The 26,955-nt window shown below is 60.5% G+C and carries 23 protein-coding genes and 1 riboswitch; of the genes, 8 read left to right on the top strand and 15 right to left on the bottom strand.

The genetic code is table 11. From position 1 onward, the window contains the following. Nucleotides 1-55 precede the first annotated feature (55 nt). The 4 genes from HPY67_00380 to HPY67_00365 all read right to left on the bottom strand — a co-directional run bounded on the left by HPY67_00380 (nt 56) and on the right by HPY67_00365 (nt 4,459). Entirely contained in the window at nt 56-544 is a 489-nt protein-coding gene (locus HPY67_00380; GenBank protein NPV03179.1) for a hypothetical protein, read from the bottom strand. Between the two features lie 139 nt (nt 545-683). Continuing rightward, nucleotides 684-1,652: a dipeptide ABC transporter ATP-binding protein gene (locus tag HPY67_00375; GenBank protein NPV03178.1), complete on the bottom strand. Its 969-nt coding sequence runs from the start codon at nt 1,650-1,652 to the stop codon at nt 684-686. A 3-nt stretch (nt 1,653-1,655) separates the two neighbouring features. Next, nucleotides 1,656-2,630, bottom strand: a complete 975-nt coding sequence (locus HPY67_00370; GenBank protein NPV03177.1) for an ABC transporter ATP-binding protein — start codon at nt 2,628-2,630, stop codon at nt 1,656-1,658. Nucleotides 2,631-2,944: 314 nt separating this feature from the next. Beyond that, on the bottom strand, nt 2,945-4,459 hold the full coding sequence (locus HPY67_00365; protein NPV03176.1) for a leucyl aminopeptidase: 1,515 nt from the start codon (nt 4,457-4,459) through the stop codon (nt 2,945-2,947). 287 nt (nt 4,460-4,746) lie between these two features. On the opposite strand from HPY67_00365, the gene HPY67_00360 reads away from it, so the two are divergent. The 6 genes from HPY67_00360 (at nt 4,747) to polX (ending at nt 11,496) form a co-directional block, all read left to right on the top strand. Further along, a complete protein-coding gene (locus HPY67_00360; GenBank protein ID NPV03175.1) occupies nt 4,747-5,088 on the top strand; it encodes a hypothetical protein in 342 nt (113 codons plus the stop codon). A 257-nt stretch (nt 5,089-5,345) separates the two neighbouring features. Then, nucleotides 5,346-6,017 carry a response regulator transcription factor gene (locus HPY67_00355; GenBank protein NPV03174.1) on the top strand — a complete coding sequence of 224 codons (672 nt, stop codon included), beginning with the start codon at nt 5,346-5,348 and terminating at the stop codon, nt 6,015-6,017. A 145-nt stretch (nt 6,018-6,162) separates the two neighbouring features. Then, nucleotides 6,163-7,368 carry a methanogenesis marker 1 protein gene (locus HPY67_00350; protein ID NPV03173.1) on the top strand — a complete coding sequence of 402 codons (1,206 nt, stop codon included), beginning with the start codon at nt 6,163-6,165 and terminating at the stop codon, nt 7,366-7,368. Between the two features lie 13 nt (nt 7,369-7,381). Then, a complete protein-coding gene (locus HPY67_00345) occupies nt 7,382-7,738 on the top strand; it encodes a hypothetical protein (GenBank protein ID NPV03172.1) in 357 nt (118 codons plus the stop codon). A 260-nt stretch (nt 7,739-7,998) separates the two neighbouring features. Then, the gene (locus HPY67_00340) at nt 7,999-9,453 is read left to right on the top strand and encodes an IS1182 family transposase (GenBank protein ID NPV03171.1); all 1,455 of its coding nucleotides are present in this window, start codon (nt 7,999-8,001) and stop codon (nt 9,451-9,453) included. 324 nt (nt 9,454-9,777) lie between these two features. Beyond that, nucleotides 9,778-11,496 (top strand): DNA polymerase/3'-5' exonuclease PolX, encoded by a 1,719-nt coding sequence (gene polX / locus HPY67_00335; protein ID NPV03170.1) that lies wholly within the window; start codon nt 9,778-9,780, stop codon nt 11,494-11,496. A gap of 54 nt (nt 11,497-11,550) precedes the next feature. Here polX and HPY67_00330 read toward each other — a convergent pair whose 3' ends face one another. Continuing rightward, nucleotides 11,551-12,039, bottom strand: coding sequence for a response regulator (locus HPY67_00330; protein ID NPV03169.1), 489 nt, complete (start codon nt 12,037-12,039; stop codon nt 11,551-11,553). 229 nt (nt 12,040-12,268) lie between these two features. Then, a complete protein-coding gene (locus HPY67_00325) occupies nt 12,269-12,934 on the bottom strand; it encodes a fibronectin type III domain-containing protein (protein ID NPV03168.1) in 666 nt (221 codons plus the stop codon). 148 nt (nt 12,935-13,082) lie between these two features. Beyond that, nucleotides 13,083-13,177, bottom strand: a riboswitch (cyclic di-GMP riboswitch). Nucleotides 13,178-13,603: 426 nt separating this feature from the next. Between HPY67_00325 and HPY67_00320 the strand changes: the two genes are divergently transcribed. Then, entirely contained in the window at nt 13,604-14,521 is a 918-nt protein-coding gene (locus tag HPY67_00320; GenBank protein NPV03167.1) for a class I SAM-dependent methyltransferase, read from the top strand. Between the two features lie 132 nt (nt 14,522-14,653). Here the strand turns inward: HPY67_00320 and galE are convergent, their stop codons facing one another. The 4 genes from galE to HPY67_00300 form a co-directional block, all read right to left on the bottom strand. Further along, entirely contained in the window at nt 14,654-15,643 is a 990-nt protein-coding gene (galE, locus tag HPY67_00315) for a UDP-glucose 4-epimerase GalE (protein ID NPV03166.1), read from the bottom strand. 265 nt (nt 15,644-15,908) lie between these two features. After that, the gene (locus tag HPY67_00310; protein NPV03165.1) at nt 15,909-17,363 is read right to left on the bottom strand and encodes an IS1182 family transposase; all 1,455 of its coding nucleotides are present in this window, start codon (nt 17,361-17,363) and stop codon (nt 15,909-15,911) included. A 285-nt stretch (nt 17,364-17,648) separates the two neighbouring features. Then, the gene (locus tag HPY67_00305; protein ID NPV03164.1) at nt 17,649-19,028 is read right to left on the bottom strand and encodes a nucleotide sugar dehydrogenase; all 1,380 of its coding nucleotides are present in this window, start codon (nt 19,026-19,028) and stop codon (nt 17,649-17,651) included. Nucleotides 19,029-19,136: 108 nt separating this feature from the next. Then, nucleotides 19,137-20,144: an NAD-dependent epimerase gene (locus HPY67_00300; GenBank protein NPV03163.1), complete on the bottom strand. Its 1,008-nt coding sequence runs from the start codon at nt 20,142-20,144 to the stop codon at nt 19,137-19,139. A gap of 197 nt (nt 20,145-20,341) precedes the next feature. Here HPY67_00300 and HPY67_00295 point away from each other — a divergent pair, with 197 nt between their 5' ends. Continuing rightward, entirely contained in the window at nt 20,342-21,559 is a 1,218-nt protein-coding gene (locus tag HPY67_00295) for an ISL3 family transposase (protein ID NPV03162.1), read from the top strand. Between the two features lie 102 nt (nt 21,560-21,661). On the opposite strand, the gene HPY67_00290 is transcribed toward HPY67_00295, so the two are convergent. The 5 genes from HPY67_00290 to prsR form a co-directional block, all read right to left on the bottom strand. Then, nucleotides 21,662-22,360, bottom strand: coding sequence for a fibronectin type III domain-containing protein (locus HPY67_00290; GenBank protein ID NPV03161.1), 699 nt, complete (start codon nt 22,358-22,360; stop codon nt 21,662-21,664). 251 nt (nt 22,361-22,611) lie between these two features. Next, nucleotides 22,612-23,256 carry a PEP-CTERM sorting domain-containing protein gene (locus tag HPY67_00285; GenBank protein ID NPV03160.1) on the bottom strand — a complete coding sequence of 215 codons (645 nt, stop codon included), beginning with the start codon at nt 23,254-23,256 and terminating at the stop codon, nt 22,612-22,614. A 424-nt stretch (nt 23,257-23,680) separates the two neighbouring features. After that, nucleotides 23,681-23,929 carry a PEP-CTERM sorting domain-containing protein gene (locus HPY67_00280; GenBank protein NPV03159.1) on the bottom strand — a complete coding sequence of 83 codons (249 nt, stop codon included), beginning with the start codon at nt 23,927-23,929 and terminating at the stop codon, nt 23,681-23,683. A gap of 592 nt (nt 23,930-24,521) precedes the next feature. Continuing rightward, nucleotides 24,522-25,157, bottom strand: coding sequence for a PEP-CTERM sorting domain-containing protein (locus HPY67_00275; GenBank protein ID NPV03158.1), 636 nt, complete (start codon nt 25,155-25,157; stop codon nt 24,522-24,524). 433 nt (nt 25,158-25,590) lie between these two features. After that, a complete protein-coding gene (prsR, locus tag HPY67_00270; GenBank protein ID NPV03157.1) occupies nt 25,591-26,892 on the bottom strand; it encodes a PEP-CTERM-box response regulator transcription factor in 1,302 nt (433 codons plus the stop codon). Nucleotides 26,893-26,955 lie beyond the last annotated feature (63 nt).

Raw genomic sequence — 26,955 nt, 5'->3', positions numbered from 1 at the left:
TCGGCAGCCCGATGCCCGCGCCCTGCATGAGCCGGCGCTGTCGGGTCATGGGCAGTTAAAAACCTCTTCTCTGCGGCCGCATCGGGTCAGGGCTGTCAGGCTCCCTGCGCATATCCCTGTAGACGAGACGAAGCACAGGTGGGCCGTCTGCCTGGGTGATGTCCCAGAGCTGGACATCCATGTTGAGATCGCTTGCCGTGAGAGCCACGACGGAATCGCCCCGCATGAACTCCCGGACGATGAGCCGGCTCCCTCCCGTGAACATCCTGCTCCTCATCTGCTGCTCGTGATCGGCCATGACCTCCTGAAGGGTCTTCCTCCCCAGCCTCGCAACCGGGATGCCCCCTCCCGTCACGACCTCGATCCCCTCCTTGTAGAGCACGTACCCGAAGATCTGCTCCGTTCTCGGGCCGAAGGTCTCGAACCGGATGACGTTGTACGACTGCTTTCCCGCATCGCCCTGCATGAGGGCGCCCGCATCGACCTGGTTCCACCTCAGGATGGTGCCCGTGGCGCAGGCGGCAAGGGCGATGATAACCGTCACGACTGAAACCGTCCCAAGCCATGCTGGCAATGTTGCGCGGCGCATCGGCGTTCTCCTTTCCAAGGGGTCGTTTCCGGAACTTCCGTGCCGAAGCCATAATGTGATTTGATGGTCGGAAAAAGCAAGGACAAAAAAACGGTCAGTCCAGGAGATGGCAGGCGACGAAATGCCCCTTCTCCCGCTCCACCAGGGCAGGGACGACGCTCCTGCACGCATCGCCCGCGCGGAGGCAACGGGGGTGAAAGGCGCATCCGGCCGGCGGGTCGATCGGGCTCGGGACATCGCCCCCTGTTGCGAGGCGGCGGGCCCTGCGGCCCGGATCGGGAACGGGGATGGCCGAGATGAGGACCTGGGTGTAGGGGTGCAACGGGCGGTTGTACAGATCGGCGCTCCCGGCGAGTTCGACGATCTTCCCCAGGTACATGACGGCCACACGGTCGCTCATGTGCTCCACGACGCTCAGGTCGTGGGAGATGAACAGGTAGGTCAGCTCGAATTCCCGCTGGAGGCTCCGAAGCAGGTTCAGGATCTGGGCCTGGATGGAGACGTCGAGCGCTGAGACGGGCTCGTCGGCGATGATGAGCTTCGGACGAAGGGCCAGCGCCCTGGCGATGCCGATCCGCTGCCGCTGGCCGCCGCTGAACTCGTGGGGGTACCGGCCCATCTGCTCCCGCGTGAGGCCGACCTTTTCCATGAGCCGGGCCACTTCCTCCTCCCGCTCCCGCCCGGACGCGACGCCGTGCACCAGCAGGGGCTCCCCGATCGTGCTCGCCGCGCTGCGGCGCGGGTTGAGCGAGGAGTAGGGGTCCTGGAATATCATCTGGACCTTGCGCCGGAAGGCTTTCAGCTTCCGCGCGTCGTATGCCAGGATGTCCTCGCCCTCGAACAGGATCTGCCCCTCCGTGGGGTCCTCGAGCCTGACGACGAGCCTGCCCAGGGTGGTCTTCCCGCAGCCGCTCTCGCCCACCAGGCCCAGCGTCTCCCCGCGGTACACGGCGAGATCGACTCCGTCGACGGCCTTGACGACGGACTTTCGCCCGCTGATGGGCCCGCCCCTGACGGGGAAGTGCTTTCGAATGCCCCTGATGTCAACGAGAACGTCAGCCATCGTTCACACCCACAGCCAGCAGCGCACGAAGTGCCCCGGCGTTTTCTCGACAAGCTCCGGCTTCCTCTCGGCGCAGACGGGCATGACGCGGGAGCAGCGGTCCCGGAACTTGCAGCCCGAAGGAAGCTCGAGCAGGTCGGGGATGGTGCCGGGGATGACGTTGAGATACCCGTCGCCCGCACGTCCCCGATCGATGCGTGGAATCGAATTCATGAGCCCCACGGTGTAGGGGTGAAGGGGCGATGAAAAGATCGCGCCCACGGGGCCCTGCTCGACGACCCAGCCTGCGTACATGACGGCCGCTTGCTGCGCGGCCTCGGCGATGACCCCGAGATCGTGCGTGATCAGGATCACCGATGTGCCCACTTCCTGCTTCAGGCCCTGGATCAGATCGAGGATCTGCGCCTGGATCGTCACGTCCAGGGCCGTCGTGGGTTCGTCGGCGAGCATGAGCCTCGGCCTGCACGACAGGGCCATGGCAATCATCACGCGCTGGCGCATCCCGCCGCTCATCTGGTGCGGGTAGTCCCTCACCCGCTGCTCGGGCGCGGGGATCCCGACAAGCCGCAGCATCTCCACGGCACGCTCGTGGGCGTCTTTTGCGGAAAGCCCCTCGTGGAGCCGGAGGGTTTCGGCGACCTGATCGCCGATGCGGAACACGGGGTTGAGGGATGTCATGGGCTCCTGGAAGATCATGGAGATCCGCTTGCCCCGGACCCGGCGCATCTGTTCCTCCGACAGGGCCAGGAGGTCCTCCCCCTCGAACAGGACACGGCCGGAAACGATGCGGCCCGGAGGCCTAGGCACGAGACGCATGACGGACAGCGCGAGCACCGTCTTGCCGCACCCCGACTCTCCGACGATCCCGAGGGTGTCACCCTCGTCGAGACGCAGGTCCACGCCGTCGACGGCCTTCACGCTCCCCCGCGCCGTCTCGAAATGGGTGCTCAGGCTTTCGATCTTCAGGATCGGTGGCATTCTTTCGTTTGTCTCGCCGGTTTGTCTATGTCGTTCTTTTCGTCAAATCCCCCTGTCCCCCTTTGCGAAAGGGGGATTTCCTGGGGATTCCCTTTTCAAATGCCGAACCCAGCGACCAGAAGCTGAAAACCTTTAGAACGGGTCATTGCGGGCACCCGCAGGGTGCGCGGCAATCCCGTGAAAAGGGCGAGACCGCCACGCTGCCCGTCGCGCTGCGCCCGGGGCCTCGGCTCACCGCGATGACGCGTTTTATCACTGGATCCGGGAAATGAGCGATTCCCCTTTGCAGAAGGGTGCATCTCCCCCTGCTTCCCTCATTTCTTCCGCTTCGTGGCAGCCCGGTCCCGGAGGAAACGCAGCAGGAGCCGCACACCCACGGCCGAGGCGCCGCGGGGGATGTAGGGCTTTTCCTTGCTGAGCCAGGCCGGCCCGGCGATGTCAAGGTGCACCCAGGGGGTGCCGCCCACGAACTTTCCCAGGAAGACGGCCGCCGTGATGGCCCCGCCGGCCCGACCCCCCGTGTTCTTCATGTCCGCCACGTCGCTCTTGATGAGCTCGGCGTAGTCGTCCCAGATCGGAAGTTCCCACAGCTTCTCCCCGGTCTCCCCCGCGGCTTTCCGCAGGCCGTCCTTGAGGTCCGCATCGTTGCCCATCATGCCGATGACGTCCTCGCCCAGCGCGATGACGCAGGCCCCCGTCAGGGTGGCCAGGTCGATGATGGCCCTCGGCTTGAAGCGGCCCGCATAGGTCAGCGCATCGGCAAGGATGAGCCGGCCCTCCGCATCGGTGCTGATGACCTCGATGGTCTGCCCGGACATGGAGCGCAGCACATCGCCGGGCTTGTAGGCGCGCCCGCCCGGGAGGTTTTCCGTGGCCGGGACGAGCCCCACCAGGTTGAGCGGCAAACCCAGCTCCGCCGCGGCCTTGACGACGGCCAGCACGGCGGCCCCGCCCGACATGTCGGCCTTCATCTCCTCCATCTTGTCGGGCGGTTTGAGGGAAATGCCCCCGCTGTCGAAGGTCAGGCCCTTGCCGACGATCACGTAGGGCTTCTCACCGCGGAGGCCCCCCGAGTATTCGAGAATGATGAAGCGGGCGGGCTCCATGCTGCCCCGGGCAACGGCGAGAAGCGCGTTCATCCCGAGCCTCTGCATCTCGCGGTTCCCGAGAACGGTCAGCCGAACCTTCTTCGACGCGGCTGCCTCCTTCGCACGGCGCGCCATGTCGGTGGGCGTCATCTCGTTGGACGGCGTCGATACGAGATCCCGTGCATAGCAGACGGCCCTCGAGACGATCTCGGCAGCTGACGCCGCGGCCTTCATGCGCCGCGCCTCCCGGGCATCAGGCGCGAGAAAAACAAGCTTCCGCACTTCCCCCTGCCCGTTCTCCTTGGCGGTCTTGAACTGCGTAAACCGGTACAGCCCGAGAAGCACGCCCTCAACGGCTGCCTCGGTCATGTCTTCCAGGCTGGCCCCCCCCGGGACGGGATCGAGGCAGATCGCGAATTCCTTGAGCCCCAGTTCACGGGCCGAGCGGGCCGCCTTCGAGAATCCCCTGCGCGCCTTCTCGAGGTCGAAATCCTTCCTCTTGCCGAGACCCAGCAGGAATATCCTCTGGGCGGGAAGTGCACCCCGGGTGTAGACGACGGAAACCTGGGCGTGTTTGCCGGCAAAATCCCCGCTCTTGATCAGATCCCCGAGGACGCCCCCCGACTGCCGGTCAAGTTCGAGCGCCGGCCCGTCGAGCTTTCTCTCGCCCTCGAAGTGCAAGACCACGATCGCCTCCCCCTTGAAGGAGGACGGTCTGCAAACTTTGACCTCGATCTTCATGACTCCCCCCTATGCCTGCTGCCCCCGGATCCCACAGCTTGTAACATCAGTCACAATGGTCACATCAGTCGCGACTGTCGATAACTTTCAGCCCCGCAAGAGTAGCACAAGACCGCGAAAATTGAAATCATTTTCCGTTTTGCATATATCCGGACTAATGCTCGAAGGATTAGTTCCCTCGATTTTTCTCATGATTTTTTATTAGGCAAAATCATACTTTTTTCCATCTTGCTTTTGCGCCCCTGCACGATAGACTGCTGCCATAACAGACAGCGGGGCGATCCCGGATGGTCGAACGCAGGAAATTCGAGCGCTACGATCTCGCGGTACCGGTGAAGATCGAGACCTTGGCGAGAACGGCGAAGAGGAGAAAGATTTCCCTCAAGACGGCCAACGTCTGCGCCGGCGGCGCCTACTTCCGCACGGATGCCGCCCTGACGGAAGGCACGAAGGTGCGGCTCGACCTCATGCTTTCCTACGACAGCCTCAAGACGTTCCGGAGCCCCGGGAGAACCCGCATCCGCATCCTCGGCACGGTCACCCGTGCACAGCAGGACGGAATGGCCATCCGCTTCAGCGAGGACTACGTCATCGCCCCGACGGCGACCCGCACCCCGGGAACCGCCTGACACGAGTCCTTGCCGTTTCCGGTACTCCCCTGCCCTGCGTTTCCCGTTGAGGCATGGATTCGATCCTTCCATGTCTGTCAGAGGACACGACAGTCGCCCCTCCAGCGCCCAGCCCGCCCGGGTCCATCGCAAGTATCTGTATTTGCTGTAATATCAATATATTTTGCGATCCTTGGAATTGTGGAACGGAATATGCTTGTCACTAATACCAGAGTATTAGATACACTCTAATCCCGTTCTAATCGTCCGCAGAGGCCATGAAAAGCAAGACGGCAAAGGCAGGCTCTCTCGACAAGAAGACGATCCAGATCGTCAGCGCCCGCAGGCTGCAGTGCGACCTGATGACCCACTACTTGACCGTGCACACCGGCGTGACGTGCCTCATCGCCTCCGATCCCGCCGCGATCACCGTGAACCCGGCGGAGTCCGATCACAGCACGCTCGTCCTGCTGGACTGCCCGGAACGGGACCCCGTGAAGTACTTCATGGCGCTGGCCGTGTCGGGTAAGCGAGTCCTGTCGAACTGCCTCGTGGCCCTGTTCAACGTCAGGCCCGGACTCGGCATCGAGGAGAGGGCCGTCTCCTGGGGCATCCGGGGGTTCTTCTACGAAACGGACACCGTCGACCAGCTGGTGAAGGGGATCCAGGCCCTGTTCAAGGGCGAGATGTGGCTCTCCCGGGACATCATGGCCAAGTGCATCCTGTCGCAGCGCTCCGCCGGCGAGGCCCACAACAAGGAGGTGATCTTCCTGACGCAGCGGGAACTCGAGATCCTGAGCATGGTCGTCTCGGGGGCCACGAACGAGGAGATTGCCGCCCGGATCTGCATCAGCCCGCACACCGTCAAGACCCACATCTACAACATCTTCAAGAAGATCAACGTCCCCAACCGCCTCCAGGCCGCCCTCTGGGCAGCAAAGAATCTGTAGTCCCTGTTCAACCTCCTTTTCTTTCCTCTCCTTTCGCGGGAGAGGCTTGCACTCTTCGACCCTTTGCTTCCGGGCCTGTCTTTTCTGTTGACTTTGCCCCCGGAAATGGCGTTGATTACGGCAACTTCAACAGCGAGGAGGGTCGATGGCGCCGATCACGCTCGGAAGCTGCCCGAAGGTCTACATCCGCGAGACGCACCGGTCTCGGCCGCCCGGCGACACCCTGCGATTCGTCGAGGGCATGCGGGATCTGCTCGGGATGCAGGACTTCCGCGATGCGACGGACCTGGACCGCATCGGCATCCCCGTCTTCACGTGCTGGCGGCTGCGGCCCGACGAGTCCAGGACCTTTCACACCGGCAAGGGGCTGTCTCCCGTACAGGCCCAGGTGTCCCTCACCCTCGAGTCGATCGAGCGCTACTCCTCCGAGTTCCGCGAGGAATGGGCCGACCGCCTCATCGTGGGCAGTTACAACGCCCTGCGCACGAGGCGCAACACCCTCGACCCCACGACACTCATCCTCTCCCAGTTCAGCGACTACACGCCAGACAGCGAACTGCACTGGGTGGAGGGCTACGACATCTGCCGCTGCGAGGAGATCCTCGTCCCCGCGAGGGAGGTCTACCACCCCTTCCACCGGGACGAGGGGCTTCTCTACGGCTCGCACACCAACGGCCTCGCCTCGGGCAACACCCTCGAGGAGGCCGTCTTCCACGCGCTGACGGAGATCGTCGAGCGCGACGCCTGGAGTATCGCCAAGTACAACCGCGACTACGGCGAGCCGGTGGTCATCGACGACAGGCCCGAAAACCGGTTCCTTCTCGACATCGCATCGAAATTCGAGCAGGCCGGGCTCGAGGTCATCGCCCGCGACATCACCTCCGACATCGGGATCCCCGTCGTGGCGGCCTTTTCCAAGGACCTGCGCAGCGGCGACACGCTGCCCGTCGAGGGGTTCGGCGCCCACACGGACCCGAGGGTCGCCATGGGACGGGCGCTCATGGAGGTGGCCACGACGCGGGCGCTCTTCCTCGTCAAGAACGGTCCCGACGGGCTGCGGGACGCGAGCCCCCTGTACCTCACCCACGACGAGGCGATGGAAGACCCGCGGTTCGCCGTCCGCAGCGTCAAGCGCCTCTCGGACATGGAAATCGGGTACAGCAGCGACATCACCGAGGACCTGAGAGCCTGCCTTGCGAGGCTGCGGGAGCGGGGCCTCGACCGGGTCATCGCCGTGGACCTGACCCGGCCCGAGACGGGAGTCCCGGCCGTGAGGGTCGTCATCCCCGGCATGGACGCCTTCTGCTACGACCGGACCCGCAAAGGCGACCGCCTGTACAGCGCGACATAGTGGAGGTGGACGGATGCTGAGCGAAAAAGAGGTCTGCGAGCGTGCCGAATATTGTTACCTGATCTGCCTGCAGCTCAACTGGATGCTCGCCAACGAGTCGATCCCGCCCGAGAAGTACCTCGAACAGATCCGGAAGTCCTCCCTCGGCCTGGCCGATGACGAGTTCATCGTTATGAGCATCGAGGAGGGGCTCAAGACGGGCCTCGAGGACGCCGGCGTCAATAACCTCATCCTCATGTACGAGTCCTTCGTGCACGCCTTCTGCGAGGTCATGCAGACCGACATCCAGGACCTGCGCGACAGCATCCCGCGCGAGCTCATGGCGAGACTCGCCGCCGAGATGGGCGTGGAACTGGGCGCCGAGTCCTGATCGCCATTCTGTCATTTCGAGGAGCATTTTTCTCTTCATTGCGAGGTGCGGACTCCGTCCTAGGTATGGAGTTATCATGCAATGAACACCCTCTCCCCTGGCGGGAGAGACAATTACAAGCTCCCCTCTCCCCTGGGAGGCTGTGTCGCAATAGGGAGTAGGGGCTGAGTTCTTTGACAAAAAAATATCCGTAACGCACCTCGAAGGATCGCCAACCCCGGCCCGGTGTGCTAGAGTGCTCCGCGAAAGGAGATGCGCTCATGGCCTATCGAACCGGCGACCGTCTGCAACTGGGGCTGCTGCCCGCCAGCATCGAGGACTACGTGTCCCCCGAGGACCCGGTACGGGCCTACGATGCCTTCGTGGAGGCCTTGGATCTGCCGCAACTGGGCATCGAGGTGGACCCCAACCAGGTCGGCAACGCCGCCTACGATCCGCGCGCGATGCTCAAGCTGCTGGTCTACGGCTACTCCTACGGGGTACGCAGTTCCCGCAAGCTCGAACGGGAGTGCCACCACAACCTGGCCTTTGTGTGGCTGATGGCCGGGCTGAGGCCCGACCACAAGACCATCGCGGAGTTTAGGCGCAACCACAAGGCGGCCCTCAAGCAGGTGCTCCGGCACTGCGCCCGGCTCTGCATCAAGCTCGACCTAATCGCGGGCAACGTGCTGTTTGTCGACGGCACAAAGATCCGGGCCAATGCCTCACGCTACCGCAGCCATGACCGGGCCTGGTACGAGAAGAAGCTGGCCGATCTGGATCGGCGCATCGAGCAGCTGTTGCAGGACTGCGAGGCCATCGACCGCCGGGAGCGGCACATGGACTCGTACGTGGCGATGCGAAAGGACCTTGCCCAGACGAACACGCTCAAGGACCGGGTCCAGGAGGCCCTGCGGGGCTTCGAGGGAGGCAGCCACCGGCACGTCAACCTCACCGACCCGGACTGCGCCCTGATGAAGAGCGTCCAGGGCAGCCACGCGGCCTACAACGTCCAGTTGGTGGTGGATGACAAGCAGGGGCTTCTGCTGCAGGCCGATGCCGTCGAAGAGACCAGTGATGTCAACCAGTTCGCCCGGCAGATCGAGGCCGCCAACGCGCTGCTGGAGAGTCCCTGCGAGACGGCCTGCGCCGATGCCGGCTATGCCGACACGGCGGAGCTCGAGAAGATCGACCGCCAGGGGATCCGAGTGATCGTGCCTTCACAGCGGCAGGCGAGGAAAGAGCCGGAAAAGCCGTTCAGCAAAAGCCATTTTGCGTATGACCCAGAGCAAGATGACTACAGCTGCCCTGAAGGTCACAGGCTCCGGTATGAATCGACGGAAAAACGCACGGGCAAGCGGCACTACGTGATCACCGACGCGGCCATCTGCCACGCGTGCCGGCACTACGGGAGCTGCACCCAGGCGCGCAGGGGGCGCAAGATCATCCGGCTGCCCAACGAAGAGGTTAAGCTCAGGCTGGAGGCCCAGTACGAGGAGGCCGCCTCGCAGGCCGTCTACGAGAGGCGCAAAACCCGGGCCGAGCATCCCTTCGGGCACATCAAGCGCAACCTCAAGGTCGATGCCTTCCTGCTACGGGGGCTCGAGGGGGCGCGAGCCGAGGTCTCGATGCTGGCCAGTTGCTTCAATGTGGCTCGCCTGATCTCGCTGCTCGGGGTCAACGGGCTCATCGAGAGGCTCCGGGCCCTCGGAAGGCCCTGCTTCGCACCGGCATGAGGCTCAACGGCGCTCTTCAAAGGGCCCTGAACCATCAAAACCTGCCCGACAGACCGTGCGCGGATAGACGTTACGGATATTTTGTTGTCAAAGAACGGGTAAACAACTCGTCCCCTCTTGACTGTTGCGACACAGCCTCTGGCGGGAGAGGGCAAGGGTGAGGGGGCCTGAAGTCATTCACCCTCCCCTTGATCCCCTCCCATCGAGGGAGGGGAAACGAGAGGGCTGTTCATTAGGAGGAGGCCAGCGACGAAGCAATCCCGGGCATAGAATCCAGGTTGCTTCTCCTCTTTGCCGATGCCACAATATACCATGACCGGCCCCATCTCCCCCAAAGACGTCATCCGCATCCTCCAGGAGATCAGTGTGCTCCTCGAGCTCAAGGGCGAGTCGCCCTTCAAGTCCATCGCCTACAGCAATGCGGCCAGACAGCTGGAGACCCTCGAAGACGATCTCGGCGAGCTCGTGCGGCGGGGTGGCCTGACTTCCATCAAGGGCATCGGCGACGCCCTGAGCCGCAAGATCACTGAACTGGTCACCACGGGGCGACTCGAGTACTACGAGAAGCTCAAGGCCTCCGTGCCGCCCGGGCATCTCGAGATGCTGCGCATCCCCGGCCTGGGGCCGAAGAAGATCCGCGCCCTCCACGAGAAGCTCTCCATCGAGACCCTGGGCGAGCTGGAATACGCCTGCCTGGAGAACCGCCTCGTGGAGCTGCCCGGCTTCGGGGCCCGGACGCAGCAGAAGATCCTCGCCGGCATCGAACACCTGAAGCGGTACAAGGAGCGACACCTCTGCAGCGACGCCCTCGAGGCCGCGGAACCCCTCCTGGCAAAACTCCTAGGGCACCCCGGAGTCGTATCGGCCAGCTTGGCCGGCTCGCTCAGGCGCGGAAACGAAACCGTCAAGGACATCGACCTCGTCGCCGCCACGTCCGACCCGGCAGGCCTCTCGCAGTGGTTCGCCTCGATTGCCGACGCTGAGAGCGTCATCGCCCATGGGGACACGAAGGTGAGCGTTTTCCTCAAGGCGGGGATCAACGCCGACCTGAGGATCGTCTCGCCGCAGGAATTCCCCTATGCCCTGCACCACTTCACGGGCAGCAAGGAGCACAACGTGGCCATGCGGGGCCGCGCAAAACAGATGGGCCTCAAGATGAACGAGTACGGCCTCTTCCGCGACGATGCACTCGTGTCATGCACAAGCGAGGAGGAAATTTTCGCGGCCCTGGGGCTTGCCTGGGTGCCGCCGGAGCTCCGCGAAAACATGGGCGAGATCGAAGCTGCCGAAACGGGCGTGATGCCGTCGCTGGTCAAGATGAAAGACATCCGCGGGGTCTTTCACATCCACACGACGGCAAGCGACGGCTCCAGTACGCTGGAGGCGGTCGTCAAGGCCGCAAAGCGGATGGGCCTGGAGTACATCGGCATCACCGACCACAGCGAATCGGCCTTCTACGCCGGCGGCCTCACCGCGGATGAGATCCGCCGGCAGCACAGGGCCGTAGACGCGTTGAACCGGGAGGACCCCGCCTTCCGCATCTTCAAGGGCATCGAGGCCGACATCCTGCCCGACGGCAGGCTCGATTACGACGATGCAACCCTCGAGTCCTTCGACTTCGTCATTGCCGCCGTCCACTCGCATTTCGGGATGAGCGCGGAGGAGATGACCAAACGGGTTCTAAAGGCCCTGGAGAACCGCCACACGACGATCCTGGCCCATCCCACGGGCCGGTTGCTGCTCGCCCGTGAGCCCTACGCGCTGGACCTCGAGCGCATCATCGATGCCGCCGCAGAGCGCGGCAAGGTCATCGAACTCAACGCCAACCCGCACCGCCTGGATCTGGACTGGCGCCACTGCAGGTACGCCAAGCGGCAGGGTGCGCGGATCGCCGTCAACCCGGACGCGCATCACGCGGACGGCCTGCGGGACATTCGCTACGGGCTGAACACTGCGCGGAAAGGCTGGCTCGAGGCCCCCGACATCATCAACTGCATGGGCCTTGCGGAAATGGGGGCGTTTCTCGCGAAGAGCAGGGAGTAGCGTGTCGAGGGGGGATTGCTCTTCAGCCCCGGGACAGGCAGCCCGGACTCGCCTCTACTTTATGGATCGCGCAAAGACGATGCCGAGGATGAGCCAGAGGGGGATGGAGATGATGAGGGCCCATGTGATGCCCTGGAGGTGCCGGAGCCGCATCTTCAGGCTCTTCTCCAACAGGGCCTTGTCGATCTTGTGCTTGATTTCCTCGATCTTGAAGGGCTTGCTGATGTAGTCCTGGGCGCCGCGGCGGATGGCCTCGACGGCGGAGTCGATCGACGGGTATCCCGTGATCATGATGAAGGCCGCATCGGGGTCGGCGTGCTTGACTTCCTGCAGGAATTCCAGCCCGTTCATCTCGGGCATCATGAGATCGGACAGGATGATGTCGAAGCGCCGGGTCTTGCAGAGCTCCAGCGCCGCGCGCGGGTTGTCCGTCGTCTCCACGTCGAAATTGAAGGCGCTCATGTAGCCGCCGAGCACCTGCAGCACGCTAGGGTCGTCGTCGAGCACGAGGGCCTTTTTCTTTCTCCTGCCGTTCCAAGCCATGACGCAGGATTTTCATGCAAAAAGCATACGCAACAGGACTTGCGGCCGTGCCAAGAAAAGTTATTGAATATCAGACGGTTACAATCCGTATACGGCGGTTTCACGGCGCACCGCAGGCAGGATTATTGGCAGGATGTCGGTTGGCCGACTATCGGGTTTGTGCGTTTATCTTCAATTCATTCCGTACTCTGCCGTTCAGCGGCATTGCTGTCAGTTTTGGCCGCTTACCCTATTTCTGCCGCCGTATGCGACCCACTTCGCGCAGAATCCTGCGCTGCTCACCGTAAAGGATAAATGTTAGGCCCATAAGGAGAGCGAGCACGCCGAGGTACACGGCGAGCCGGTGCTGGATACCGAAGATCAAGGGCCGCAGAGAAAGCCGCGCGGCCCGCTTGAGCAGTTCGTCTTGACTGATGAAAGCGGCAATCGGGGGCGATACCCTGTAGTAGAACTCCACAAGCAGCCTGCCCGGCTCGCTTGCCAGGAGAATGCGGTCCCGGAACTTCTGGAGCAGGATGACCTCCGGTGCCTGGTAGCTCCCGAAGGCGGCCGTGGCGATGAAACACCCCCCGCCGCCTCCGCTCGCGGCTGCCCCGGACGGGGAGGGGGCGGGAGCCGGGGCCTGCGGGACCGTGTAGCTGACCGCAGCGGAGTAGTCGCTTTCATTGCCGCTGCCGTCGTAGGCCGTCGCCGCAAAATAATAGGTCAACCCCGCCAGCAGTCCGCTGATGACGCAGCTTGTCGCGTTCCCCACGTCTATGTGCGTCGTGTAGTTTCCCGGCGCTGTGCCGTAATGCACCCGGTAGCCCGCGACGGCGGGGTCCGTGTTGGCGTCCCAGGCCACGGTCACCTGTGCCGCGTGGGCCGCGGTCATCAGGAGGCTCAGGATTGCCATCAAAAAAAGAACCAAGCCTGAGAGTACGACGATGAAAAAGGAACTCCTGCGGGAAAGAAGGGGGAAAGGATGCGCCACAGACACGGCATCACCTCCACGTGCAGATTCGCCCTGGGGGCGAATCCCGTCACGGGAAGTGCGGTTTCGCCCTGGCAGCCCTTCTGCCATACCCTTAACACAATCAAGGGTTTAGGCCAGCGGCTTTGCGCCCCACCCTTTCGGTGTGGTTTGCCTTTTTCAGGGTTCCATCCGCCCATATCATCGGCCGAATCGTATTTTTCTTTAATTGTCTTTCTGTTTCCGTCATAATCCGCACTCAAACGGAGGTATTCATTCATGTGCCCATTGACGTCAAAACGGGTTACAACGAGCATGGGGACTCAACTTCTTTCGGTTTTTTTGGAGGAAGAGGCATCCTCGCCGTTCACTGTCTGCCTGCGCGGGAGCGGCAATCTCAAATTTCCCTCTCCTCTCGCGGGAGAGGGAAAGGGTGAGGGGGCTCATCTTCATCATACACCCTCCCCTTTATCCCCTCCCGTCGAGGGAGGGGAATCGGTTGATAACCCTCACTTCGAGAGGCGGGGAAACGGGCGGGCCGTTTCTCACGGGCCTGGCACCCGTTCTGAGCCTGTCGAAGGATCGCAAGAACAGGTAACCCGCGATCCATTCATGCGAAATCGCAATTCCGCGCGGCCTATAATAAGAGCAAGGCGGTACACAACACTTCTCCCGGTCCTCATTCTATCGTCACTCATTCTGCATCTTTGCCCCATACCCACTGCCCATGCCTACATGGACACCGAGCGCAGCACAAGACTCGACGCCCCATTCCTTCCGACCCCCAACTACGTCATCGCCGAGATCCTTGCAAAGGCCCGCGTCGGGAAGGACGACATCCTGTACGACCTGGGCTCCGGTGACGGGCGCATCGTCATCGAGGCAGCAAGACAGACGGGTTGCCGGGCCGTGGGCATCGAACTCGACCCCGACCTCGTGGACGAAAGCCGTAAGGCCGCCGTGCGGGCCGGAGTCCAGGACCGCGTCCGCTTCATCGTGGCGGACATCTTCAGGGAGGATTTCAGCGAGGCCACGGTCGTGACGCTATACATGGGGGGCCATGTCAATCTCAAGATCCGACCCAGACTGCTGAGCGAGCTCAAGCCGGGTACTCGGATCGCGTCGTACACCTTCGACATGGGCGAATGGAAACCCGACGCCCTCTCGTCCTTCGGCAGGGAGGATGCCTATTTCTGGATTATCCCCGCGAATTTCTCGGGGAGATGGCAATGGGCGGAAGGCAAGGGAAAATCGAAGACCACGTGGGAACTCGAGGTGAAACAGGTCTTCCAGGAAATCACGGGTGCGGTTAAATACAGGGAAAGGAAGTGGGCTGTGCTGGATGGGAAGGTCACCGGCGAGATGATCAGCTTCATGCTGTCGGGCGAATCTTTCGGAAAGAGCGTGCCTGTCCGGTTCTCCGGCCGCATCCGGGAGCAGGCCATCGAAGGGGAGATAAACACAGGCATAGCGCGCCGGACGTGGAAGGCCACGCGCAATCCCGCAACGGTTCAACCGATCGCCAGGTGAAATCCCCCCGGAAGATCTCGAGAGGTGAGAATGATTTTCTGATCGCCCTGGATAAACTTTCCGAAACGAGCTTCGATCCCGTTGTTCGCTCAAAGGGGCAATTCACTTTGTTGTTTGTTTCGCTTTCCTCGCTCAGATCCTCGGACTTTGGCCCTGGAGCTTCTTCTCCCACTCCCATGCCGTTTTGATGATGTACTCCAAATTATTGTATTTCGGCTTCCATCCCGTCGCCTGCATAAGTTTCGTGCTGTCGGCAACCAGGGTTGGCGGATCTCCCGCGCGCCTGCCCGTCTCCTTGACGGGGAAGTCGACCCCGGTCACCTTCTTTGCCGTCTCGACGACCTCTCTGACCGAATAACCCGAGCCGTAGCCGCAGTTCATGACCGCGCTCTGTCCTGTTTTGAACAGATGATCCAGCGCCTGTACGTGTGCCTCCGCCAGGTCGTCCACGTGGATGTAGTCACGGATGCAGGTACCGTCCGGCGTGGGGTAATCCGTCCCGTAGATGTAGAGTTTGGCAAACTCGCCGTGCGCGGTCTTCAGGGCGCGGGTGATCAGGTGTGTCGCCTCCCTGTAGGCCTGGCCCAGCTCTCCGCCCGAGTCGGCGCCCGCAACATTGAAATACCGGAGGGCCACATACCGAAAATCCGCTGCCGCGGCCAGATCGGCAAGCACGCGTTCGATCATCACCTTCGTCATCCCATAGGGGTTGATGGGCAGCAGGGGCGCGGTTTCTGGCACCGGGATTTGTTCCGGGATTCCGTAGACGGCGGCCGTGGAGGAATAGATGAAGTACCCGACGCCGTTTGCCCGCATGGCTTCCAGCAGGTTGAGCGAGTTGGCCACGTTGTTGCGGTAATACTTCAGGGGTTCCCTGACGGACTCCTCAACCTGGATATAGGCCGCAAAGTGCATAACCGCCTCGGGCCTGAACTCCCTGAGAACGCTGTTGATCGCGGCGCGGTCTTCCAGGTCCCCCTTCACCAGCCTTCCCCGAAGTACGGCCCACTCGTGCCCGGTGGAGAGATTGTCGAACACGCAGATTTCGTGACCCGCCCTGCCGAGCGCCTTGACCGCGTGACTGCCGATGTACCCCGCTCCGCCTGTGACCAGTATGCGCATATGCCTGCCTGTTTCCTCCGATCCTTTGATTTGACTCTGCCGTGGAGCGCCTCCTCACCCAGTCATTGCGAGCAACAGACCCCGCCTGGGAGCGGGTTATCGTTGGAATGAACACCCTCTCCCCTGGGAGGCTGTGTCGCAACAGTCAAGAGGGGACGAGTTGTTTACCCGTTCTTTGACAACAAAATATCCGTAACGTCTATCCGCGCACGGTCTGTCGGGCAGGTTTTGATGGTTCAGGGCCCTTTGAAGACGCCGTTGAGCCTCATGCCGGTGCGAAGCAGGGCCTTCCGAGGGCCCGGAGCCTCTCGATGAGCCCGTTGACCCCGAGCAGCGAGATCAGGCGAGCCACATTGAAGCAACTGGCCAGCATCGAGACCTCGGCTCGCGCCCCCTCGAGCCCCCGTAGCAGGAAGGCATCGACCTTGAGGTTGCGCTTGATGTGCCCGAAGGGATGCTCGGCCCGGGTTTTGCGCCTCTCGTAGACGGCCTGCGAGGCGGCCTCCTCGTACTGGGCCTCCAGCCTGAGCTTAACCTCTTCGTTGGGCAGCCGGATGATCTTGCGCCCCCTGCGCGCCTGGGTGCAGCTCCCGTAGTGCCGGCACGCGTGGCAGATGGCCGCGTCGGTGATCACGTAGTGCCGCTTGCCCGTGCGTTTTTCCGTCGATTCATACCGGAGCCTGTGACCTTCAGGGCAGCTGTAGTCATCTTGCTCTGGGTCATACGCAAAATGGCTTTTGCTGAACGGCTTTTCCGGCTCTTTCCTCGCCTGCCGCTGTGAAGGCACGATCACTCGGATCCCCTGGCGGTCGATCTTCTCGAGCTCCGCCGTGTCGGCATAGCCGGCATCGGCGCAGGCCGTCTCGCAGGGACTCTCCAGCAGCGCGTTGGCGGCCTCGATCTGCCGGGCGAACTGGTTGACATCACTGGTCTCTTCGACGGCATCGGCCTGCAGCAGAAGCCCCTGCTTGTCATCCACCACCAACTGGACGTTGTAGGCCGCGTGGCTGCCCTGGACGCTCTTCATCAGGGCGCAGTCCGGGTCGGTGAGGTTGACGTGCCGGTGGCTGCCTCCCTCGAAGCCCCGCAGGGCCTCCTGGACCCGGTCCTTGAGCGTGTTCGTCTGGGCAAGGTCCTTTCGCATCGCCACGTACGAGTCCATGTGCCGCTCCCGGCGGTCGATGGCCTCGCAGTCCTGCAACAGCTGCTCGATGCGCCGATCCAGATCGGCCAGCTTCTTCTCGTACCAGGCCCGGTCATGGCTGCGGTAGCGTGAGGCATTGGCCCGGATCTTTGTGCCGTCGACAAACAGCACGTTGCCCGCGATTAGGTCGAGCTTGATGCAGAGCCGGGCGCAGTGCCGGAGCACCTGCTTGAGGGCCGCCTTGTGGTTGCGCCTAAACTCCGCGATGGTCTTGTGGTCGGGCCTCAGCCCGGCCATCAGCCACACAAAGGCCAGGTTGTGGTGGCACTCCCGTTCGAGCTTGCGGGAACTGCGTACCCCGTAGGAGTAGCCGTAGACCAGCAGCTTGAGCATCGCGCGCGGATCGTAGGCGGCGTTGCCGACCTGGTTGGGGTCCACCTCGATGCCCAGTTGCGGCAGATCCAAGGCCTCCACGAAGGCATCGTAGGCCCGTACCGGGTCCTCGGGGGACACGTAGTCCTCGATGCTGGCGGGCAGCAGCCCCAGTTGCAGACGGTCGCCGGTTCGATAGGCCATGAGCGCATCTCCTTTCGCGGAGCACTCTAGCACACCGGGCCGGGGTTGGCGATCCTTCGAGGTGCGTTACGGATATTTTTTTGTCAAAGAACTCAGCCCCTACTCCCTATTGCGACACAGCCTCTGGCGGGAGAGGGCAAGGGTGAAGGGGCCTGAAGTCCTTCACCCTCCCCTTTATCCCCTCCCGTCGAGGGAGGGGAAACGAGAGGGCTGTTCATTAGGAAGAGCGCCGTCGACAAAGCAATCCCAAACTCAAAAATCAACACCCATCACTCAAAACCGTTTCTACTTAAAATGCGTCATGCCCGGCTTGCCCACCGGGTAGACGTTGAACCCGATCGCGTGGCATCGACTGTGATCGAGAATGTTGCGGCCGTCGAAGATGAAGGCGGGCTTGACCATCTGCTTGAAGATCTTCCCGTAATCGAGGCCGCGGTACAGCCCCCACTCCGTCATCACCGCGATGGCCTGGCATCCCCGCACGGCCCTGTAGGGGTCCTTCACGAAGCGGATCTTGCCGTCTAGCCCCCTGAGATCGGCCTTCGCATTGTCCAGGGCCCTCGGGTCCGTCACGACTACCTCAGCCTTCTCCTCCAGCAGGCGCCGGGCCACGTGAATCGCGGGGGATTCCCGCGTGTCGCTCGTGTCGGCCTTGAAGGCAAAGCCGAACAGGCAGATCCGCTTGCCGGCCAGCGTGTTGAACATCGCCTCGAGCATGTTCAGCACGAAGCGCTCCTTCTGGTACTCGTTGATCCGGACGACCGACTCGATATAATCGGCCACCTCCAGAAGACCCTCGTGCCGGCACAGGTAGACCAGGTTCAGGATATCCTTCTTGAAGCATGAACCCCCGAAGCCGACGCTGGCATTGAGGAACCGCGCACCGATCCGCCCGTCCATCCCCACGATCTTCGACACCTCCGTCACGTCGGCCTCCGTCTTTTCGCAGATGGCCGACACGGCGTTGATCGTCGAGACCCGCTGGGCCAAAAAGAAATTCGCCGCCAGCTTCGCGAGCTCGCCGCTCCAGATGTTCGACGTGACGATGCGCTCCCGGGGCACCCAGTGCGCGTAAAGCTCCACGAGGACATCGCGCGCGCGGCGGCCCTCTTCGGTGTCCCGCGAACCGATGAGCACCCGGTCGGGCTGCTCCAGATCCCGCACGGCCGTCCCCTCGGCGAGAAACTCCGGGTTGGAGAGCACCTCAAACCGGATGCCGTCGCCGCCGCTATTGAGGATCCGCTCCATGGCCAAGGCCGTGCGCACGGGCAGCGTGCTCTTCTCGACAACGATCTTGGACGTGCGCGCATGCTCCCGTATCTGCCGGGCTGTCTTTTCCCAGTACTGCAGGTCGGCGGCCATTCCCGCGCCCGCACCGAAGGTCTTCGTGGGAGTGTTGACACAGACGAAGATGATCCCGCTGTCCCGGATGCCCTTTGCAATATCCGTCTCGAAGAAGAGATTCCGGCCCCGGGCCTCGCGGACAACCTCGTCGAGGCCCGGCTCGTAGACCGGCAGGTCGTTCGAGTTCCACCGGGCGATCTTCTGCCGGTCAACGTCCACCACGCTCACGCGGTACCGGGGGCACTTGCGGGCAATCACGGCCGCCGTCGGCCCGCCCACGAAGCCCGCCCCGATGAAGAGGATCTTTTTTTCGAATTTCATGACTGCCCTTTTCCCTCCAGATGATTCCCGGTCATGCCCCACGCACCACGGCACCTGCCTTCAGCAATCCCGAACTCGAGCTCCTGTTTTCTGCGACGCTCAACTCTTTCACGTTCGGTAGTATTCCCTGTACCACGCAACAAACCTGCCGATGCCGTCGTCGATCGATGTGCCCGGTCTGAAGCCAACCTCCGCCATGAGGTCGTCCACGTCAGCATAGGTCTCGGGCACATCACCCGGCTGCATGGGAAGCATGCGCATCTGCGCTTTTTTTCCGAGGTGCTTCTCGAGGACGGAAATGAAGTCCATCAATTCCACCGGCCGGTTGTTGCCGATGTTGAAAAGCCGGTAGGGGGCAAAGCTCGTCGCCGGGTCGGGCTGCGCCCCGGTCCAGGCTGGGCTGCCCGCTGGGATCTTCCCCATCACCCGCACGACACCCTCGATGATGTCGTCGATGTAGGTGAAGTCCCTCCGCATGCGGCCCTGATTGAAGACGTCCACGGGCTTCCCTTCCAGGATGGCCCGGGTGAAGAGAAACAGGGCCATGTCGGGACGGCCCCAGGGCCCGTAGACCGTGAAGAAGCGGAGGCCCGTGCAGGGCAGCTTATACAGGGCCGCGTACGTGTGGGCCATCAGCTCGTTGGCCTTCTTGGTGGCGGCATAGAGGCTGATCGGGTGGTCGACGTTGTGATGCACGGAAAAGGGCATGAGCGTGTTCGCTCCGTAGACGGAACTCGATGACGCGTAGACCAGGTGCCGCACGGAATGGTGCCTGCACCCTTCCAGGATATGCATGAAGCCCGCAAGATTGCTCTCCACGTAGACATGGGGGTTCTCAAGGGAATACCGCACGCCGGCCTGCGCCGCAAGGTGGACGACCATTTCGGGTTTTTCCGTCCCGAACAGCCCTTCCATCCCCCTCCTGTCGGCAAGATCGAGCAGATGGAAGCAAAAACGGGGGTATGGCGTCAGCAGGGCCAAGCGGTCTTTTTTGAGCCGGACGTCATAATAGGCGTTGAGGTTGTCCATCCCGACGACCTCGTGCCCGTCCCCAAGCAGCCTCTTGGCCAGGTGAAACCCGATGAACCCTGCAGCGCCCGTGACCAGTATTTTCACCTTACCTTACGACCCCTCCTGTTCAAAGCCCTTGCGTACTCCATACACGAATCGTACCGTTTTCAATGCCCTGCAGGGTGGTTCCGGTTTTCATTATTCGTCATCTATCCCGCGCGAAGGGACAAAAAAAGGTTCCTCGCTGTTTCAAGTGGGTAAATTCTTGAAGCCGGTCCGTGTCAGTGATAGAGCGTTGTCTCATGAGAGACACGGAACTTCTTCAATTGGCGTTAGGGTTGGCCCCACCGTGGACGGTGGTGAGTTGTCAGTTCGATGCCGGGCAGCGACGTCTGGACATCGGACTGGACTTCCCCCGGGGGAGCCGTTTTCCCTGTCCCTCCTGCGGGCAGGGGGACTGTCCGGTTCACGACACGGAGCCAAAGAGCTGGCGGCATCTGAACTTTTTCCAGCACGAGGCCCATCTCGTGGCCCGGGTGCCGCGGATCCGGTGTCCCCGATGCGGGGTGCTGCAAGTGGCCCTGCCCTGGGCGCGTCCGGGCAGCGGCTTCACCCTGCTGTTTGAGGCCTTCATCATGATCCTGGCCCAGGCCATGCCGGTCAAGCGGATCGCCGAGCTGATCGGGGAGCATGACACCCGTCTGTGGCGCGTGCTGGAACATTACGTCGACCGGGCCCGCGAGCAGACCGATTCCGCCGATCTGCGGCAGCTCGGGCTGGACGAAACGGCCAGCAAGCGGGGGCACCACTACGTCAGCCTCTTTGTCGATCTCGAGAAGGCCCGGACGGTCTTCGTCACCGAAGGCAAGGATGCCTCGACCCTCGAGCGGTTCAAGGCCGATCTGCTCGACCATGGCGGACGTCCCGAGGCCGTCGAGGAGATCTGCTGCGATATGTCGCCGGCCTTTATCTCGGGCGTGGAATCGCAGTTCCCGCAGGCCCGGTTGACCTTCGACAAGTTCCATGTGATGAAGCTCCTCAATGCGGCTGTCGACACCGTCCGACGTCAGGAACAGCGCGAGCGGCCCGAACTCAAGCACACCCGGTATCTGTGGCTCAAAAACCCCGAGCGCCTGTCGGCCCAACAACGGTCGACCCTGGAGACCCTCCGCCCAAAATCGTTACACCTCAAAACCGTCAAAGCGTATCAGATCCGGCTGGCCTTTCAGGAGCTCTGGGAACAGCCGCCTGCGCTGGCCGAACCCTTCCTGAAGAAATGGTACTTCTGGGCAACTCACAGCCGCCTGGAGCCCATCACGCAATGCGCAAAAACCATTAAAAAGCACTGGCAAGGCATCCTCAACTGGTTCCAGTCTCGCGTCAACAACGGCATCCTCGAAGGCATCAACAGCATGATCCAGGCGGCCAAAGCCAGGGCCCGGGGTTACCGCACCATCAAGAACTTCATCACGATGATCTATCTCATCAGCGGCAAGCTCGACTTCCGGTTACCCACTTGAAACAGCGAGGAACCCAAAAAAAGGACGCTGAAAGCACTCAGCCTTTTCAGTGTCCCTCCTGAGCGTCGATTCGCCGGCCCCGGCTCTGTCCTTCTGAACGGCTCACCCTAGGGAAATAGGCTGTCCTTGTCCTCTGCGACGCCTTCTTCTCGGTACCAAAGCAAACGTGAAGAAAACGATCAAAACCAGCGCCACCGCCGAGTATTTCACGGTGTAGACCACCGGCATCAATCCCCACCGCACGGCTCCTTTGAGCGTGTCGTGCTGCTTGATGAACGCCGCAATTGGAGGCGAGAGCCTGTAATACCAGTCAACAAAGGCCTGCCCCGGGCCATGGGTCAGCAGGTAGCGGTCCCTGAAATCCCTCAGTGCTATGACCTCAGGAGCAAGGGAACTCCCATAAGCCGCCGTGGCGATGAAGCATCCTTCGCTGCCCGAACCGGACGCAGATGATCCGCCCTCGGCCACCGTATAGGCAATCTCCCCGGAAAGGCTGCTTTCAGCTGTTGCGCTGTACGCCGTGGCGGAAAAGAAATAGGTCACCCCTGGAAGCAGTCCCGAAATGGTAAGGGTCGTCTGATTGCCCGCATCAATCACCGCGGTGTAGTAATGGCTGGCTGTGCCGTAGTAGACCCTGTAGCCGGTTACAGACGGTTCGGGGCTCGGGTTCCAGGCAAGTGTCACTTCCGCCGCATTGCCTGAAGACACGGCCGCAATCGACATGGAAATAACAGCGAGAACGGCGAGTATCGAGAGGCGAGGACAATAGAACACTCCCTTCCTGATTGAGAACCCTGCCAAGAGCCGGCCCCTCCTTGAGGATGTCACTCACCCTCATCCACAGATTCGGCAGATGTCCCTTCTCGTCAGGCGCAGCGGATCAAATCCGCCAAAACCAATCTTTGACTATAAAACTCCCTCCTGTCAAGCTGTTAAATCTCAAGGGTTTTGAATCCGATGATTTCAACCCACACCCGGTTTCCTACCTCCACACAAGAAAAGGCAGGACACCTTGGAGTCCTGCCTTCAGTCAACAATTTGCTGGATATATCCTATCTCATCTTTCTCCGGAAAGCCGCCACACCGAGCAGGCCCGTTCCCAGCAGGATGAGCGTCATCGGCTCGGGCACTAATGCCAACTGGTCCTGACGGTTGCCTCCGTTCGTACCGACCAAGTTCATCACGCCTACATCACCGGTACCGGACCATCCGTCAAGCACGCTGTAAGTCATTGCATACTTGATGAATTTATTGCTCTCGTCGCTGGATCCGTATTGCAATGCCCAAATCGCCGCCTGCAGCAGTGCGTCGTCAGCTTTTCTGTTTGCCCCGTAGTCGAATATGCCCGCAACATTCCAGCTGTTGTGCGCGAACTCATGGTAGAGATACGCTACCAGGCTGTTCAACCCGATGGGCGATGAGCCGCCGTTGTTCATAATCGTCGTGCCCATGGATTGCACGATCAATTTCTCACCAGGGGAGAAATACTCATTGGGTTCTACACAGAAGGTCGTGAAAAGGGTGGCCGACGAGCCATAGTAGGACACGGCAAATTCACCGCCCGACGACCCGGTATTCCACGGCGCCCAAGTGAGACTGATCGCATCGCCCACCTGGATGGCATCCGCAACCTGCAAGGGTGCGAGCGAAAGCATGATCAAGAGAAGCGCTGCGATCACCGTGGTCTTTCTCTTCATCATAATAGCTCCCTTCGATTATTCGTTTCACTTCTTTGCCATACAGACAGCAGATAGCATGCCACAAACAAAGATGATGTCCTCGCAGGGACAAAGTTCAAATTAACCATTTATATTTATTATGTTATTTACGTTTCCAGCCTTTCCGTGTACCGAGAGTCCCTAAAGAAGACGGCCCGAAAGTTGTCAACAATCCCGACGACGCATTTGTTACGTTTGCAACCATTATTTCATTTTTCTAATGTTTATGATTACTTATTAAAATATGGAAACCGAAACTCTACTGTAAAATTTATTTACAATACCTTTGGTACTCTTGCCTCACCTATCGTTTACGTCGGATTACAGCAAAGAGAAATTGTTCAAAAAGTGAAACAGCTCAAAAAAAACGCCGCAAATGCGGCGTTTTACGTTAGGTTAACGATCACATTTTCCTTCTCAAGCCCACTCCAACGGCCAAAAGGCCAAGGCCCAAGAGCACCATAGTGGAAGGCTCGGCTACGGAAACCGGGGCTTTATCGTAAGAGCCTCTGAAATCACTGAAGTAAACCACGAATCCGCTGATGAGGCTCTCAGCCGTGATACCCCGATCCGCGTTTACCAGGGGCTGGCGACCTGTCCATGTAGCACCGACGCTCACAGGATCAATTTCTGTCATCGCGCTGTTGGGCAACACGTATCCTGCAATGTATAATCCCGTGTCTCTGGTACACGTTGCACTTGTGTTCGTAAGACTGATGATCAGCCATGGGGTTGACGCACTCAAGCTGTCTGAACTGTAGACGATATCGATGGATCCGGTGAAACTGCCCCCATTGATGCCAGACCCCGATATGAGCAGTGCGTAGGCACCTGCCGGCATCGTCACAAGGCATATTAAAACCACAAAACCAAGGATATGATTTTTCTTCAGAGGGCCCCTCCTTCAGTCTCTCTCGGTCAACTATCTAGGCAAGCTTCGTACCACCCAAGATCGCCCGATGCCGCATCGTTTCTGGATGCAATACAAGTAATTGTTATCATTCGTTATTTTATGATTAAGCAAAATGCTGAAAGAAAGTGGTAGGAGCTTGAAAGAATTAAGACGAAAGTCTTATCCGTAAAATAAACCGACGATTTTTCGGGCTTAAAAGAATATCAACATTATTCGTTAATTTTGCTATTAAAATTCAATTCATTGCATCATTTTAGTTGCACAAAAAACACTGTAATACTATCCGACACTTCAAAAATACCGGCGGCTTTTCCCTTCTCTCCACGAATCATCAAGATCTTCGACGACTTGCGATCCCCAAACCCAAAATCCCGATACCGAGCAACAGCATCGTTCCGGGCTCCGGTACGGCGTAGGGAACTTTGTCACTGGCATCATTCTCAAATCCCCTGAAGCGAACAACAAACGAGGCTCCTTCCGTGCCGCCCCCAGTCGGTATAGATAGGGTGTTTAGAAAATCCTCTACCGTCACTCCCGATACGTCCCCTCGAAACTCGAACGAAAAAGATGCATAACTGTTCACGGGCAGACCCGCCGCGGGATTGCCTCCTCCCTCGAAACTGCCCGACGTTGCCATGAGCATGTCAAAGGTCCCATAGGGCGCAGCGTTTATGGAGTTCAAGGCATAGGTAAGGTAAAAGGCAGAGTCCGGAGGGGCCGAGTACTCATAGCTTCCATTGAATGCAAGACCTTCGGGCACGTTGAATGCGAAACCTACGAGGTACCCACCGTTTGCCACCGGGCTGGTATTTCGCAGTGAAATATTTAGATTCCCACCGGTGAAGGTCATCTCGCCGGTGAAACTGCCCCACTGACCCGACCCCGAGATGGGAATAGCATAGCTTGCGGCCGGAAGTATCAAGAGGCAAACCAACGCATACAAACTAAACATTTTTCGCTTTTTCATTCAGTTTTCCCTCCCGAAGAGCCCATATCTGCACATTATAAGGGCAAACCTTGTACCACCAGCCGAATTTTTTCCTTACTATAGTTGTTTCAAATCATAACATATTGAAATATATTGTTAATTAAATACTTCTCGCTCTCTTTTCGCCGTGGCAGCAATTTACCGAAAAGCCAAGTTTTGTAAACTATCTCGACGAAAAAAACCGCCATCGGGAATCTACCGCCCCTGCAATCTCGTAAATTATGAATGTTATCGAATAGCTGCGTATCTTCTGTAACAACCGTTGTATTTGTAAAATAAATCGACAGTCCTCATCATTTCCATGTTTCCAAGTCGGGAACTTTTTCTTCGTCCATATGAAGTCAATCAAATGAGCGCGGAAACATCATTGCTTATGTATCGTGAGTAGAACAGACCCTGCGAGATGCCTTGGCTATTTCCTCGCAATCCCTAGCTTTTCCATCAGTTCGTAGAGCGTCGGGCGGCTGATGCCCAGCTCCTCGGCGGCACGGGTGATGTTGTCTTTCTGGCGCGCCAGGACCTTCAGAATCATCTCCCGCTCGAGGGTCTCCCGCGCCGCCCGGAGGGTCATCCCCTCGAAACGGCCCGCAGGCTCCTCCAGCTCGAGATCAGAGGGCTTCACCTTTCGGCCCTCGGCCATGATGACGGCCCGTTTGACGCGGTTTTCCAGCTCGCGCACGTTGCCCGGCCAGGGGTAGGCGGCAATGGCCGCAATGGCCTGTTGCGTGAATCCCGTGATCTTCTTCCGGTTCTCCCTCACGGCGCGCTGCAGGAAGGCATTGGCGAGCAGCAGTACGTCGTCCCCTCTCTCTTTGAGGGTCGGCAGGTATATGGAAACCACGCTGAGCCGGAAAAAGAGATCCTCCCGGAACTTACCTTCCTGCATGGCCTGCCTGATGTCCTTGTTCGTCGCAGCGACGATTCTCACATCCACCCGGATCTGGTCCCGGCCCCCGACCCGCTCGATGACCTGCTCCTGAAGGAATCGCAGCAGCTTGACCTGCAGCGTCAGGGACAGCTCTCCGATCTCGTCGAGAAAGAGCGTACCCCCGTCTGCCAGCTCGAAGCGCCCTTTGCGCTGGACGTGTGCCCCTGTGTAGGCCCCCTTCTCGTGACCGAACAGCTCACTCTCCAGCAGGGTCTCCGGGATCGCGCCGCAGTTGATGACAATGAAGGGCCCCCTGCGGTACTGGCTCTGCCGATGGATCGCCTGTGCGACAAGCTCCTTCCCCGTCCCGCTCTCGCCCGTGATCAGGACGGGAACATCCGTGCCTGCCACCTTTCGCACAGTCGCAAAGACCTCCTGCATCTTCTGGCTTGTTCCCAGCATCCCCTCAAAGGCTTCATCCTGCGCCTTGCGCTGAAGCTCGGCATTCTCGCGCTCGAGCATGGACACGTGCTGGGCCCGCCGAAGGATCGTCCGCAACTCGATGATGTCGATGGGCTTGTAGAGAATATCGTAGGCCCCGCCCGAAACGGCCTTCAAGGCATGCTCCTTCTCGGCCCGGCCTGTGACGATGATGACTTTCAGAAACGGATCGATGGCGAGAGCCTCGGAAAGAACGGCAAACCCCTCTTCTACGCTCGCGGGGTGCGGCGGCAGGCCCAGGTCCAACACCATGACGGGCGGCTTTCGCTCGCGCAGCTCGGCAAGAGCGCTTGCCCGGTCCCCGACAAGCGTGACGTCGTACTCCGCCGCCAGTACCCATTTCATCTGGGTGCGGACATCCTCATCGTCTTCGACGATCAGAAGCTTCAGCCTCTGCCCTTGCAGCGC

This window comes from Syntrophaceae bacterium (genome assembly GCA_013177795.1).
In the GTDB taxonomy this organism is placed as follows: Bacteria; Desulfobacterota; Syntrophia; order Syntrophales; family UBA2192; genus UBA2192.
Note: the sequence above shows the minus strand (reverse complement) of the source record. Positions and strands in the feature narration are given on the sequence as shown.